We start from the raw sequence: 13,569 nt of genomic DNA, 5'->3' as shown, positions 1-13,569 counted from the left end.
GTCCACGACGTCCTCGAGGACGACCTCCTCGGCGGGCGGTGCGCCGCCGTCGAGGTCCGCGGCGGCGGGGTCCGCGGCGTCGCCGCCCCAGGCCGGCCAGTCGGCAAGGTCGGCGTCGTCGTCGGGCGCGGCGGCGGGCGTCGGGACCTCGTCGACCGTGGGCGTGGGGGCCGAGGTCGGCGTCGCCACGGGCGCGTCGCCCTCGGCCGCGCTCTGCGCGGGTGCGGGCAGGACGCGCGACGCGCCCCACAGCGCGAGGGCCAGGACGAGCGTGTAGGTGCCGCCGACGACGAGCATGACGGCGACGCCGACGCGCTCGGGCACGTCGAGCGTCAGGGCGACCACGACGCCGGCGACGAGGACCGCGAGACCCCACACGCCCGCGAGCAGCGCGACGCGGTGCAGCACGCCGGGGTGGCCGCGGCGCAGCGCGACGCCCGTGCCGAGGGCGCCGAGGAGCGTCGTCACGAGCGCGGCACCGGCCACGACAAGCCAGGTCGCCTCGCCGCGGACGGCCAGCACGAGCAGCGCGACGAGCACCGTGGCGACGGCGGGCAGCGTCAGGACGCCGAGCAGGACACCGAGGAACGGGCCGCGCCACGCGTCGGTGGGCCACCGGTCGGCGAGCCGCTCGTGCGTGACGCCGGGCGCGTACGGGGGACGGTCGTCGGGGGTGTGCGGACGGTCCTGGGTCATGGCGGACACGCTAACCGGGCCGGACGATCCGGACATCTGCCCGGCGGGGGTCCCGCGGCGACCTCCACGCACCCCACACACCGCGTCCCGCCCGGCGCTGCACAGGACGCGCGCGGTCCCGCACGCGGTGGCGGCGGCGAGGGCCATGATGGTCGTCATGCCCGAGCAGACCCGCAGCACCGTCACGTCCACGTCCGCCTCCCCCGCCCCGGCGCCCGGTGCCCTGCCGATCGGCACGGCCCGCGGCTCGGTCGCGATCGTGGGCGGGTACGTCGTGCCGGTGGCGTCGGAGCCGATCGCGGGAGCGACGGTGCTGGTCGAGGACGGCGTCGTGACGGCCGTCGGCACGGACGTCGTGGTGCCCGACGGCGTGCGCGTGGTCGACGCGCGCGGGCGCTGGGTGCTGCCGGGGTTCGTCGAGGCGCACGCGCACATGGGCGTCTGGGAGGAGGCCCAGGGCTGGGCCGGCGAGGACGCGAACGAGATGACGTCCCCCGACGGGTCGGCGCTGCGCGCGATCGACGCCGTCAACGTCGAGGACGAGGGCTTCCGGGACGCGCTCGTCGGCGGTGTGACGTCGGCGGTCGTGAAGCCCGGCTCGGGCAACCCGATCGGCGGGCGGACCGTCGCGCTCAAGACGTGGGGCGGGCGCACGGTCGACGAGCAGGTGATCCGGCACGACGTGTCGGTGAAGTCCGCGCTGGGCGAGAACCCCAAGCGCGTGTACGGCGAGCGCAAGCAGCTGCCGTCGACGCGCCTGGGCGTCGCGGCCGTCATCCGCAAGGCGTTCGTCGACGCGCAGACGTACGCGGCCCGGCGCGACGCGGCGGCCGCGGCGGGCGAGCCGTTCGAGCGCGACCTCGGCAAGGAGACCCTGGCGGCCGTGCTCGCGGGCGAGCTCGCGTGGGACCAGCACACGCACCGCGCCGACGACATCGCGACCGCGCTGCGGCTGGCCGACGAGTTCGGCTACCGGCTCGTGGTCAACCACGGCACCGACGCGGCGTCGATCGCCGACGTGCTCGCGGAGCGCGACGTGCCGGTGATCTTCGGCCCGATGTTCACGGCGCGGTCCAAGGTCGAGCTGCGCGACCGCGCGATCGAGAACCTCGGCGTGCTGGCGCGGGCGGGCGTGCGGGTCGCGATCACGACCGACCACCCCGTGGTGCCCATCAACTTCCTGGTGCACCAGGCGTCGCTCGCCGTGAAGGAGGGCCTGGACCGGGACACGGCCCTGCGCGCGCTGACCGTCAACCCGGCGCAGTTCCTCGGCCTCGACGACCGCGTCGGGTCGCTCACGCCCGGGCTCGACGGCGACGTGGTCGTGTGGTCGGGCGACCCGCTCGACGTGACGTCGCGCGCCGAGCACGTGTTCGTCACCGGCACCGAGGTCTACACGTGGGACGCCGACGCGCGCGGCGGGCTCGGGGCCGGGCGGGTCCGCGAGCGCGGCGAGCGGTTCGCGGTCTGACGGTCGGTCAGCGCAGCACCACCGGCGCGACCGCGTAGCCGCCGACGGGCGGCTGCTCGCGCTCGCGCGGCCGGTCGGGGTCGGGCTCGACGGCCGTCGTCGCCGCGAGCAGCGCGCGGGTCAGCGCGCGCAGCTCGAGCGTCGCGAGCGGACGCCCCGGGCACACGTGCGCACCGATCCCCCAGACCAGGTTGTCGCGCGCGTGCCCGGCGGGGTCGAACGCGTCGGGGTCACCGAAGACCGCCTCGTCACGGTTGGCGGCCGTCCAGTGCAGCACCACGCGGTCGCCGGCCGCGATGCGCTGACCGTCGAGCTCCGCGTCGCGGGTCGCGACGCGCCGGTTGGAGACGAACGGGTCGTCGATCCGCAGGATCTCGTCGAGCACCGCGTCGAGCTCGCGGTCGCTCACGCCGCCGCGCAGCCGGGCCTGCAGGTCGGGGTGGTCGGCGAGGTGGGTGACGACGACGCCGGCGCACAGCGCCATCGACCCGAGGTCGCCTCCGGTCCAGTTGCGCAGCACCGAGACGATCTCGTCGTCGGTGAGCGGGCGGCCGTCGACGTGCGCGCGCACCAGCTCGGTCGTGACGTCGTCGGGCGCCGCCGCGCCGGCGGTGCGACGCGCGTCGGTGAGCGCGCGGATGATCGCGTCGAACCGGCGCGCGACGTCGGCGGTGCGGGTGCGGTCGCCCGAGCGGGTCGCGGCGTGGTTGTCGGCCATCCACGCGAGCAGCTCGTCCTCCAGGTCCGCCGGCCAGCCGAGCCACGCGCTCTGCGCGCGCACCGCGAACCGCGCACCGACCTCGACGGCGTCGACCGCACCCGGCACGTCCAGGGTCGCGACGAGCGTCGCGGCGACCTCCTCGACCGCGGGCGCGACGGCCGCGACCCGCTCGGGCGTGAAGAACCTGTCCACCAGCGCGCGGAACCGCGCGTGCTCGTCGCCGTCCAGACCGTTGGGGACCTGCAGGTGCCGCGACACCGCGTTGGAGAACGTGGCCGGGTCGAGCGCCGCCGCCGTCACCGCGGCGTGCGACGTGAGCGTCCACGAGCCGTCCGAGCCGTGCGCCACCGGGCACCGGCCGCGCAGCTCGTCACCCGTGGTGCGCGCGTCGAGCACGGGCGCGGCGGCCGGGCGGGCGTCGACGGGACCAGTGCCGGCGGGACGGGTCGCGGCGGTCTCGGGGGCGGGCTGGTGCTCGGTCATGCCAGCCATCCTGACCCCGCCCGTGGGCCGTGACATTTCCACGTGCAGGACGTCACGGCCCGCGCGCCCGTGACGATCACGCGTGGTGCCCGCACCGCGACGTCAGCACGGCGACGTCAGCACGGCGACGTCAGCGCCGCGACGTCAGCGCCGCGACGTCAGTCCGCGAGGACGTGCCGCAGGTACCGCTCGGGTGCGTCGAGGAACCCGCGCCACGACGTCACGAGGTCGAGCTCGTCCCACGCGCACTCGCGCAGGCCCCACTCACCGACCTCGTAGATCGTCGCGCCGGGCAACGCGGCGAGCAGCGGCGAGTGCGTCGACAGGATCACCTGCGAGTCGTTGCGGACCAGGTCGTGCAGGTGCTGCAGCAGCGCGAGGCTGCCGGTGAACGACAGCGCGGACTCGGGCTCGTCGAGCACGTACAGGCCCGGGTACATCATCCGGGAGCCGATGAGCTCGAGGAACGACTCGCCGTGCGACAGCGCGTGGAACTCGGGGTCGCGGGCGCTGGGGTGCTCGTCGAGGTACGTGTAGAAGGCGTGCATCGTCTCGGCGCGCAGGAAGAACCCGCGCCGCGGCGCGCCCGCCCCGCGGACCAGCTGGATGTCGTGCGCGAACCCCGACTCGGTGGGCCGCGTGCGGTGCATCGACCCCGTCGACCCGCCCTCACCGGCCATGCCGAACGTCGTCGCGATCCCCTCGACCAGCGTCGACTTGCCCGCGCCGTTCTCGCCGACCAGCACCGTCGCCGGGCCCAGGTCCCACCCGTGCTCCAGCACCTGCCGCACCGCCGGCACGCGCAGGTGCCAGTCCCCGCCGCGCTCGCCGTCGAGCTTGGGGTCCCCCGCCTGGACGCGACGCACCGGCAGCGTGCTCCACGGACCCGTGCGCGCGACCATGCGCCCACCCCACCACGACCCGCCCACACGGCGCGCGTCCCTGTCCCCGGTGCGCCGGGAGGCGTCCGACGGCACCGTCGTCCTCGGCTAGACTCCTACCCGCAGCGCGCCCGCCCGGCGGGAGCGCCGCAGCCTGGAGGATTCGCCTAGTGGCCTATGGCGCACGCTTGGAAAGCGTGTTGGGTTCACGCCCTCGGGGGTTCGAATCCCCCATCCTCCGCCGGCACAGAACGGCCCCTCACCTGCGGCAACGCGGTGAGGGGCCGTTTCTCGTCTAGGCTGCGGGAACACCACGGGGAACACCACCGCCTCAGGAGGATCTCTCATGAGCAGCGCCTCCTCGAGCTCGACGACCGCCGACGGTAGGTCCCCCACGCCGGGAGCAGCGGACCCGTCGATCCCCGAGGGCGACGACCAGGGGCACGCGCCGCCCGGGTCCAGCACCGCAGCGCACCCTCCGACGCACGCGAGCCGCGAGCCCGTCTAACCGTTACGTTCAGCGTACGATAAGGTACGTAGCGTGAACGATGCAGGTCGCAGTAGGGAGCAGATGCTCCTGCCGATCTTCCGCACACCCGCGCAGGGAGCGATCCTCGCCACCCTGCTCCTGGAACCGGGTCGCGAAGCCAGCATCGCTGACCTCGCCCGCCGCGCCGGCGTCGCTGCCCCGAACGCGCTCCGCGAGGTCAACAAGCTGATCAACGCCGGCGTCCTGCAGGACAGGCGCGTCGGTCGCTCACGTCTCGTCAGCGCGAACAAGATGTCACCGTTCGTTGAGCCACTCACCCAGATCCTCAGCCGCACACACGGCCCCGTCCGCGTCACCCGGGACGCCCTCGCTGACCTGCCCGGTGTCGAACTCGCCGTCATCATCGGCTCGTGGGCGGCCCGCGCCCTCGGCCACGGCGGGCACCCACCGCGCGACCTGGACGTGATCGTCGTCGGAGACCCGCCCACACGCCAGCTGCGTCGCATCAACGCCCACCTCGAGGAAGCCCTCGCGATGCCCGTGCAGATCACCGTGGTCCCACCGGCGGACTGGCGTGAGGGGCGCGCCGGGTTCATCCAGGCAGTCAAGGAACGTCCGATGCTCACCGTTGTCGACCGAACCGGAGGGACGCCCACATGACTCCAGCGCGGAAGACCGAGCTGTCGAAGATGGTCCTCGCCGGAGAGCTGGAGCAGGTGCCGGTCGACCCGGACGTGTGCCGCACGATGGTGGAGCAGGCGCGCCGGCACGCGAAGACCGCAGCGGCCGGCCGTGACCTGGAGGACTACGAGGGTGCGTTCCAGCTCGCGTACGACGCGTGCCGGAAGGTCGCTCTGGCGCTGGTCCTGTCGTTCGGCGTGCGTCCCGCCGGAGAGAGCGGTCATCACGGCGACACCTTCGCGGCGGCCGCGGCGATCATCCGCAACCACGCCAACCACGCAGCGCTGCGGCAGTCGATCGACGACGCGTCGGACCTGCGGTTCGCGCGCTCCGGAGCTGAGTACCGTGCAGAGACCATCACGGCGAACGCCGTCGACGACTCGCTGACGATCCTCGGCGAGCTCCTCGCAGGGCTCGTCCCCGTGATGGAGGAACGCCTCCCTGCGTGACCGGAGGTCGCCGACGAGCGACGACACGTCGTCCCGCTTCACTGGGGACTGGGACGAAGGCATCGTCGTGCCATCGGAGTGCGACGAACTGGCACCAACAGCAGTAGACGGTGTCCGTGTTCCCGCCCGAGACCTGCCGCATCATGCACCTGGCCTGGTCAAACGCCTTACGCCAGGAGGTTCGAATCCCCCCATCCTCCGCAGACACCGACGGCCCCGTCCCGCCCACGCGGGTCGGGGCCGTCGGTCGTGCGGGGCCTCGCGGCCGGGCAGCGGAGGTCAGCGCCGGGCGCCCACCCGCGCCGCGGCGGTGCCGACGACAAGCAGCAGCGCGACCACCGCGAGCAGTGCCGTCGCGTCCCCCGCGCCGGTCGTCGCGAGCGCCGCGGTGGCGGCCGCCGGGGCGGTGGGAGCGGCAGTCGCGACCGGAACGGTCGGCGCCACACCGGTTGCGGTGACGGTGATGCCGACGCGTGCGACCTCGGCGCCGTCGAGCAGCACGACGACCGAGTGCGCGCCGAGGGCCGTGCCGGCGGGCAGCGCGACCGTGGCGCGCAGGACGCCCTGCGACGACGAGCGGAAGGTCCCGAGGGCGGCGGGCGTGGAGTGCAGCTCGAGCGCGTAGTCGGTGTCGGGCAGCAGGCCCCAGACCTCGACGGTCACGGTGGAGCCGGTGACGACGACGGGCTGCGAGACGGCCGCGGTGGCCGCGGCGATCTTGCCGCTCGGGGCGGAGGCGATGACGTAGGGCTGGTACCCCTCGGCGTGCGCGGTGACCTCGACGTAGACGCTCTCGCCGACGAGGGCGGCCGTCGGCCGCAGCGTGGCACCGGTCTCGCCGGCCACGGGCGTGCCGTCGGCGAGGAACCACCGGTACGTGAGCGACTGCGGGCGCGGCGTCCACGCGGACGTGTCGAGCGTCGCGGTGAGCGTGCCCGTGAGCACGTGGTGGCCCGTGAGCACGGGCGCGGCACCGGGCGCGAAGGACGCGAGCGAGACGGTGCGCGTGTAGTCCGAGCCGAGCGTGACGTACGTGTGGTGGCCGGGCGCGCGCAGCGTCGCGACGACGTAGAGCGGCTGACCCACCAGGTCGAGGCCGGGCGTGAACGTCGCGGACGTCGCACCGGCGACCGGCGTGCCGTCGGTGCGGTACCACTGGAAGTCGACCGACGCGGGCGCGGGCGTCGTGCCCGTGACGTCGAGCGTCGCCGTGAACGACGTGCCGAGGACGCCCGAGCCCGTCACGACGGGGCGTGCGACACCCTCGAAGGACCCGGGGCTCACCGTCGCGGAGTAGTCGGAGCCGAGCGTGACGAAGTCCTGGTGGCCGGGTGCGCGCAGCGTCGCGACGACGTACAGCGGCTCGCCGAGCAGGTCGAGCCCGGGGGTGAACGTCGCGGACGTCGCACCGGCCACGGGCGTCCCGTCGGTGCGGTACCACTGGAAGTCCACCGACGCGGGCGCGGGCGTCGTGCCCGTGACGTCGAGCGTCGCCGTGAAGGACGAGCCGACGACGCCGGTCCCCGTGACCGTCGGACGCTCGACGCCTGCGAACGAGCCGAGGTGGACCGTCGTGGACGCGGTCGAGGTCTGCGTGTTGTCGACACGGTCCCACCGCGACGCGGTGGCGACGACGTAGAACGTCGAGCCGATGTCGTCGACCGTGGGGACGTAGGTGGCGGCCGCGGGACCGGTGCCGGACGCGACGACGGCGTCGACCGGGTAGCGGTGCCACACGTACTGGACGTCGTCGGGCGCGGGCGACCAGGCGCCCGTGCCCCCGACCGTGAGCGGCTCGCCGACCACGCCCGACCCGGTGACCGCGAGCGTCGGGGCGTCGTCGAAGCCGCGCAGCGCGACCGCACCGGTGAGGTTCGTGCCGGTCGCGTAGAGCTCGCCGTTCGCACCGCGCAGCAGCACGTCGGCGTACAACGACTTCCCGAGGTCGGTGGTGCTCGGGGTGTAGCTGGCCCCCACCACGGGGTCCGTGCCCCGCAGCTCGTACGCCGCACGCAGCGTGCCGTCCGACCAGTGCCACGAGACCCGGTAGGAGTCGACGGCCGGCGTGATGGTCATACCGTCGAACGACACCGACAGCGGTGTGCCGACCCACGCGGACGACGCGATCGACGGCGCGCCGGTCACGGCGAAGCCCGCAGCGGTCGCGGGTGCGGCGCCGAGCAGCAGGACGGGGACCGCGAGCGCGGCGGCGACCACGGCGCTCAGGACGCGCCGCAGGCGGCGGGCAGGCCCGGCGGGCGGACGGTGGTGACGGACGTGCACGAAGGCTCCCGGGCGTGGTCGGAGGAGGATGCGCACACGCTAGGGGCCACCCGACCCCTCTCCTGGCACCGGGTGCGACTTCACCCGCCGAGGCCGACCGGCTCGCCCGGACCCAGGCCTTTCGTCCCGGTCCGGGAGCGGGTGAAAAACGTCCGCGCCCGGCACGAGGGCACCCGTCGCCGCACCGACCGGCCCGCGGCCACCGCTCGTTACGCTCCCGACGTGAGCACCGAACCGACCCCGCCACCCCCGGCCGACGCGGTCCCGGTGGCACCCCTGCCGCTCACCCCGGCACCGCCGGCGCTCCCCGACGCCCCGACGCACCTGCGTCGCCGGACGGTCGGGCTGCTCGCGCTCGCGCAGGTGCTGTCCGGGGTCGCGGCGGGTTCGGTCGTGTCGGTCGGGTCGCTCATCGCGGTGGAGCTGTCGGGGTCCGACGCGTGGGCCGGGTCGGTGACGACCGCCGCGACGCTCGGCGCGGCGCTGTCGGCGCTGTGGCTCGCGCGTCTCGCGCTGGCCCGCGGGCGGCGCGCGTCGCTGTCGGCCGGGCTCGCGCTCGCGTCGGTCGGCGCCGTGGTCGTCGTCGTCGCGGCCGTCGTGCAGGTGTTCGCGCTGCTGCTGGTCGGTGCCGCGCTCATGGGCGTCGGCAGCGCCGTGAACCTGCAGGCGCGGTTCGCGGCCACCGACCTGTCCACCGCGGGGACGCGGGCGCGGGACCTGTCGCTCGTCGTGTGGACGTCGACCGTCGGTGCCGTCACGGGTCCGAACCTCGTGCGGCTCGGCGAGCCGACGTCACGCCTCACGGGTCTGCCCGAGCTCGCGGCCGTGTTCGTGTTCTCGGCCGTCGGCATGGTCGCCGCGATGCTCGTGCTGTGGGTCGGTCTGCGGCCCGACCCGCTGCTGACGGCCCGCACGCTCGGCGGCGGGACCACCGGACCGCGCCCGCACGTGCCGCTGCGCGCGGCGTTGGCGACCCTCGGGCGGTACCCGCGCGCGGTCGCGGCGCTCGTCGGGATCCTCGTGGCGCACGCCGTGATGGTCGCGGTGATGTCGATGACGCCCGTCCACATGGCCGGGCACGGGGCGTCGATCGAGCTCGTGGGCCTGACCGTGAGCCTGCACATCGCGGGCATGTACGCGTTGTCGCCGCTCATGGGTGCGCTCGCGGACCGGCTGGGGGCGACGGTCGTGCTGGTCGGCGGGCTCGCGCTGCTCGTCGTCGCGTCCGCGGTGTCGGGGTTCGGCGGCGACGGCCACGTCGCCGTGACCGTGGGGCTCGTGCTGCTGGGCGTGGGCTGGTCGGCGGCGAACGTCGCCGGGTCGGCGGTCATGGCGGGCGCGATCCCCGGCGACGAGCGCGTCACGGTCCAGGGCGTGTCCGACGCGCTGATGTCGCTGGCCGGTGCGGGCGGCGGTGCGCTCGCGGGCGTCGCGCTCGCGCAGGTCGGGTACGGCGGGCTCACCGCGCTCGCCGGCGGGCTGGCGGTCGCGGGCGCGGTCGCAGTCGTCGCCGTCGCCCGTCCTGCGAGGGGCTGACCCGGTACCCGCGCAGGTCAGACCCTCGGGGGAAGCGCTCGCCCGGCAGCGGGGGCGACGCTGGGAGCAGTCCCCCGGAAGAAGGAACACCGTGTCCCGCCCTCGCCGTGCCCGCCGTCTGCTCGTCACGCTCCTCGTCGTCCTCCTGGTGCTCCTCACCGCCGGCGTCGGCCTCGTGTGGTTCGTCGGGCCCCGCTTCAACGTCTGGCTCGTGCCGCCTACGCCGCAGCGCTACGGCGACACCGTCCTGACGATGCTCGACGGCGGGCTGCACGCGTCGTCGCCGCAGTGGCACGACGAGCGCGAGCGCGCCCGCACCGCGATCGCGACGGCGGCCACGCTCGAGGACGTCGACGCGATCCTCGCCGAGGCCGTGCAGGTCGCGGGCGGCCCGCACTCGGCCCTGCTCCCGGCGCGCACCGACGCCACCGCACCCGCCCCCGCACTGCAGCAGCCCGCGTCCGTCGAGCGCGACGGCGGCGTCGCGACGCTCGTCGTGCCCGAGTTCACGGGCGACCTCGCGGCCGCGCAGGCGTACACCGACACCCTCGCGACGGGTCTCGCGGAGCCGGGCGTGTGCGGCGTCGTCGTGGACCTGCGCGGCAACTCCGGCGGCGACATGGGCCCGATGGTCGCGGGCGTGGCCAAGCTCCTGCCCGACGGCGTGCTCCAGACCTTCGTGACGGGTGAGCGGCGCAGCGAGGTGCGGCTCACGCGCGGACGCGTCACCGGTGGCGGCACGTCGATCACGGCACCCCACGCGACCCCGCGCCTCGACGTGCCCGTCGCGGTGCTGGTCGACGAGCACACCGCGAGCTCGGGCGAGCAGACCCTCATCGCGCTCCGCGGCCGCGAGGGCGTCCACGTCTTCGGCGTGCCGACCGCGGGCTACGCGAGCGTGAACCAGCAGATCCCCCTCTACACGGGCGCGACGCTGCAGCTCACGGTGGGCGTCACCGAGTCGCACACCGGCGAGCTGCTGGGCGAGGAGCCGATCCCGCCGGACACCGACACGGGCAGCGGGGCCGCCGCCGCGGGCGCCGCGCGCGCGTGGCTCACCGAGCAGGGCTGCGCCTGACGCCTCGGCGTGCAGCGCGCGCAGCGGCATCCCGGCACGTCGGCCACGCCCTACGCTCGCGTCGTGACCGTCGCCGCCGACCCGCACCGCCGTCCGGGACGCACGTCGTGACGGACGCCGAGCACGCCGGTCCCGACGTCGCTCCCGACGTCGCAGCCACCGACGGCCCCGTCGTCGCGCGCGGCCGCGAGGCCGTCGTGACCGACGCCGGCGCCGGCCTCGTGCGCCGCCGGTACCTCGACGGCCGCGACACCACCACCGAGGTCGCGCTGCACCGGCACGTCGCCGCGCACGGCTACCCCGTGCCCGCGCTGCACGAGCAGGAGCCGGGCGGCATGGTGATGGACCGGGTCGACGGCCCGACGCTGCTCGAGGCGTACGTCGCCGGCACGCTCGACGCCGACGCGGTCGCCGCGGTGCTGGCCGACCTGCACGCGCGCCTGCACGCGCTGCCCCCGCCGCTCGGCACGGCAGGGGGCGACCGCGTGCTGCACCTCGACCTGCACCCCGCCAACGTGCTGCTCGGCGCCGACGGGCCCGTGGTCGTGGACTGGGCGTCGGGACGCACTGGCGACCCGGCGCTCGACCTCGGGCACACCGCGATCGTGCTGGCGGAGGCCGCGGTCGCGGGCGTCGACGGTGCCGCGGGGGACGTCGCGGAGGTGGCCGTGAGCCGCACCCACCTGCGCGCGCTGCTGCTCGCTTTCCTGGCCGCCGTGGCCGCGCAGGACCCGCTCGCGCGGCTCGACGACGTCGTCGCGCGCCGTCTGCGTGACGGCATGCCGCCGGACACCGTGCAGGCCGGGGCGCGGCTGCTGCGCGACCTGGCGTCGGGCGCGGTCGACGCGGCGCCCGGCACCGTCGCCTGACCCGCGCTCGGCGCGCCGGCGCGGGACCCCGCGTGTGGGCGCCCCCGGGTACGGTCGCGGCGTGCCGCAGTACGACGTCGAGACCACCCTCTGGCAGGCCGGGTCCTGGGTGTTCGTCGACCTGCCGTTCGACGTCGCGGACGAGGTGGACGACCTGACGCGCGGCCGGCAGGGCGGGTTCGGGTCGGTCCGCGTCGAGGTGACGCTGGGCCCGACGACGTGGCGCACGTCGCTGTTCCCCGACAAGCGCCGCGAGACGTTCGTGCTGCCGGTCAAGCGCGCCGTGCGCGATGCCGCGGGTGCCGCGGTGGGCGACGCCGTGCGGGTCCGGCTGCGGCTCGTCGACGTCTGACGGTCGCGGCCTCACCGGTCGGGACCCTGCCAGGGCCCAGCGTCAGGACCGGACGCGCCCCTTCGCGAAGTACGTGAGCGGTCCGACCCAGTTGACGAGGATCGCGAGCGCCCACGCCGCCTTGGGACCGTTGACCTCGTCGGCGTCACGGCGCGCGAGGTCGCGGTACGCCGCGGCCGTGAGCGCGAGCTGCGCGGCCGAGACCACCACCACGCCGACGCGCCGCCGCGCGCTCAGGTCGCTCCACCGCTGGTGCTGCAGGTGCATGCCGCCCTCCTCGGTCGGTGCCGTCACGCACGGCGTCACCCCCATCGTCCCGCGTCCCGGCGCGCGCCGCAGGGCCGGACGTCCCGGCGCCCGGCCGGGCGACCGCCACGCACCCGGCGGGGCCTGGCACGCGCCCGGCGGGGCCCGGCGCGGGCCGCGCCCTCCGCCCCGCGCGGCTCGCCGCACGCTCGTAGCCTGGGCGCATGGAGCTCACCCTCACGCTCGACGAGGCCCTCGCGCTGGCGCGTGCGGCCGACGCGCTGCCGCCCGCGGTCACCGACGTCCGCGGCGACGACCGCGCGGTGCACGCCCGGGTCCGGGTGCACGAGCTACCCGGCGTCCCGGGGGCCGTGCGCCTCGCGACGCGGATGGCCGGACCGGTCGACGTGCGCGTCGAGGACCGGGGCGTCGAGGGGCGGCGGTGGCGCGTGGCCCTGGTCGCGTCGCACCCGAAGGTGCGCCTGGACCTCTCCGGGTTCGTCACCGACGGCGTCCGGGGCCAGCTCGGGAAGCTGCCGCCCGGTGTCGCCACCGCGTCCACGCAGGACGGCGCGACCGTCGTCGAGGTCGACCTCGGCCGGCTCGGCCCGCTCGTCGGGGAGGCGTTCCCCGCCGCGCGCGGGCTGCGCGTGCGCGTCGAGGACGTCGCGCTCGGCTCGCGGCTGCGCGTCACCGGCACCGTCGGCTGATCCGCGTCACGACACGCGCCGGCACCCGCCGCCCGGCACCCCCGCAGCGGGCCGCCGGCACGCGAGGTCGCCGTGCGACGCACAGCCGCGCGTCGTAGCGTCGGGCCCGTGACGGGAACAGGTGCGCGCACGGTGCTGGCCGACGGGTTCGAGCGGGTGCCGCCCGCGCTGCGACGCGCTCTCGAGGGCGTGGACGCGGTGGGTCGCACGTGGCGCCCCGGCCCGCGCGCCAACACGCTCGCGTGGCTCGTGTGGCACACGGCGCGCGTGCAGGACGCGCAGGTCGCGCCGCTCGCGGGCGTCGAGCAGGTGTGGACGGCCGACGGCTGGGCGGCGCGCCTCGCGCTGCCGTTCGCCGCCGACGCGACCGGCTACGGCCAGTCCCCCGCCGACGTCGCGCGCGTCGACGCGGACCCGGCACTGCTGCTCGGCTACCTCGACGCGACGACCGCGCAGACCCTGGCGTACCTCGAGCGGATCGACGACGGCGACCTCGGCACGGTCGTCGACGAGGGCTGGGACCCGCCCGTGACGCTCGGCGTGCGGCTCGTCAGCGTGCTGGCGGACTGCCTCGAGCACACCGGGCAGGCCGCGTACCTGCGCGGTCTGCTCGACGCGCGCTG

13 protein-coding genes, 1 tRNA gene and 1 pseudogene are annotated in these 13,569 nt (G+C 75.7%); 10 read left to right on the top strand and 5 right to left on the bottom strand.

The features are described from left to right. A pseudogene (locus ATM99_RS14270) lies at positions 1-696 on the bottom strand (hypothetical protein); the annotation flags it as partial. A gap of 157 nt (positions 697-853) precedes the next feature. Here ATM99_RS14270 and ATM99_RS14265 point away from each other — a divergent pair. Next, positions 854-2,167: an amidohydrolase gene (locus ATM99_RS14265; RefSeq protein ID WP_082659797.1), complete on the top strand. Its 1,314-nt coding sequence runs from the start codon at positions 854-856 to the stop codon at positions 2,165-2,167. 7 nt (positions 2,168-2,174) lie between these two features. Here ATM99_RS14265 and ATM99_RS14260 read toward each other — a convergent pair whose 3' ends face one another. Then, positions 2,175-3,371, bottom strand: a complete 1,197-nt coding sequence (locus tag ATM99_RS14260; protein ID WP_082659793.1) for a cytochrome P450 — start codon at positions 3,369-3,371, stop codon at positions 2,175-2,177. Positions 3,372-3,529: 158 nt separating this feature from the next. Continuing rightward, positions 3,530-4,273, bottom strand: coding sequence for an AAA family ATPase (locus ATM99_RS14255; protein ID WP_062103535.1), 744 nt, complete (start codon positions 4,271-4,273; stop codon positions 3,530-3,532). A gap of 135 nt (positions 4,274-4,408) precedes the next feature. Here ATM99_RS14255 and ATM99_RS14250 point away from each other — a divergent pair. The 3 genes from ATM99_RS14250 (at position 4,409) to ATM99_RS14240 (ending at position 5,872) form a co-directional block, all read left to right on the top strand. Next, positions 4,409-4,493: transfer RNA gene (locus tag ATM99_RS14250), tRNA-Ser, on the top strand. A gap of 330 nt (positions 4,494-4,823) precedes the next feature. Continuing rightward, a complete protein-coding gene (locus ATM99_RS14245) occupies positions 4,824-5,402 on the top strand; it encodes a winged helix-turn-helix domain-containing protein (RefSeq protein ID WP_062103534.1) in 579 nt (192 codons plus the stop codon). Further along, positions 5,399-5,872 carry a hypothetical protein gene (locus tag ATM99_RS14240; protein WP_150118306.1) on the top strand — a complete coding sequence of 158 codons (474 nt, stop codon included), beginning with the start codon at positions 5,399-5,401 and terminating at the stop codon, positions 5,870-5,872. The genes ATM99_RS14245 and ATM99_RS14240 overlap by 4 nt, the downstream gene beginning before the upstream one ends. Positions 5,873-6,151: 279 nt before the next feature. Here ATM99_RS14240 and ATM99_RS14235 read toward each other — a convergent pair whose 3' ends face one another. Next, positions 6,152-8,155: a hypothetical protein gene (locus tag ATM99_RS14235; RefSeq protein WP_150118305.1), complete on the bottom strand. Its 2,004-nt coding sequence runs from the start codon at positions 8,153-8,155 to the stop codon at positions 6,152-6,154. 222 nt (positions 8,156-8,377) lie between these two features. Here ATM99_RS14235 and ATM99_RS14230 point away from each other — a divergent pair, with 222 nt between their 5' ends. From ATM99_RS14230 to ATM99_RS14215, 4 genes are all read left to right on the top strand, one after another. Then, a complete protein-coding gene (locus tag ATM99_RS14230) occupies positions 8,378-9,691 on the top strand; it encodes an MFS transporter (protein WP_223305112.1) in 1,314 nt (437 codons plus the stop codon). 91 nt (positions 9,692-9,782) lie between these two features. After that, on the top strand, positions 9,783-10,769 hold the full coding sequence (locus ATM99_RS14225; protein WP_062103530.1) for a S41 family peptidase: 987 nt from the start codon (positions 9,783-9,785) through the stop codon (positions 10,767-10,769). Positions 10,770-10,876: 107 nt separating this feature from the next. After that, entirely contained in the window at positions 10,877-11,638 is a 762-nt protein-coding gene (locus ATM99_RS14220; RefSeq protein ID WP_062103529.1) for a phosphotransferase, read from the top strand. Positions 11,639-11,699: 61 nt separating this feature from the next. Further along, on the top strand, positions 11,700-11,990 hold the full coding sequence (locus ATM99_RS14215) for a DUF1905 domain-containing protein (RefSeq protein WP_062103537.1): 291 nt from the start codon (positions 11,700-11,702) through the stop codon (positions 11,988-11,990). Between the two features lie 42 nt (positions 11,991-12,032). Here ATM99_RS14215 and ATM99_RS14210 read toward each other — a convergent pair whose 3' ends face one another. Next, on the bottom strand, positions 12,033-12,284 hold the full coding sequence (locus ATM99_RS14210) for a PLD nuclease N-terminal domain-containing protein (RefSeq protein WP_223305110.1): 252 nt from the start codon (positions 12,282-12,284) through the stop codon (positions 12,033-12,035). A gap of 176 nt (positions 12,285-12,460) precedes the next feature. On the opposite strand from ATM99_RS14210, the gene ATM99_RS14205 reads away from it, so the two are divergent. Together ATM99_RS14205 and ATM99_RS14200 are read left to right on the top strand one after the other, a co-directional pair. Further along, the gene (locus ATM99_RS14205; RefSeq protein ID WP_062103528.1) at positions 12,461-12,946 is read left to right on the top strand and encodes a hypothetical protein; all 486 of its coding nucleotides are present in this window, start codon (positions 12,461-12,463) and stop codon (positions 12,944-12,946) included. A gap of 108 nt (positions 12,947-13,054) precedes the next feature. Then, positions 13,055-13,569 (top strand): DUF664 domain-containing protein (locus ATM99_RS14200; RefSeq protein ID WP_062103536.1); only part of this gene is annotated, 515 nt, incomplete at its 3' end.

The organism is Cellulomonas sp. B6, assembly GCF_001462455.1.
Taxonomy (GTDB): Bacteria; Actinomycetota; Actinomycetes; order Actinomycetales; family Cellulomonadaceae; genus Cellulomonas.
The sequence above is the reverse complement of the archived record's forward strand: the minus strand, read 5'-3'. Positions and strand labels throughout refer to the sequence as shown.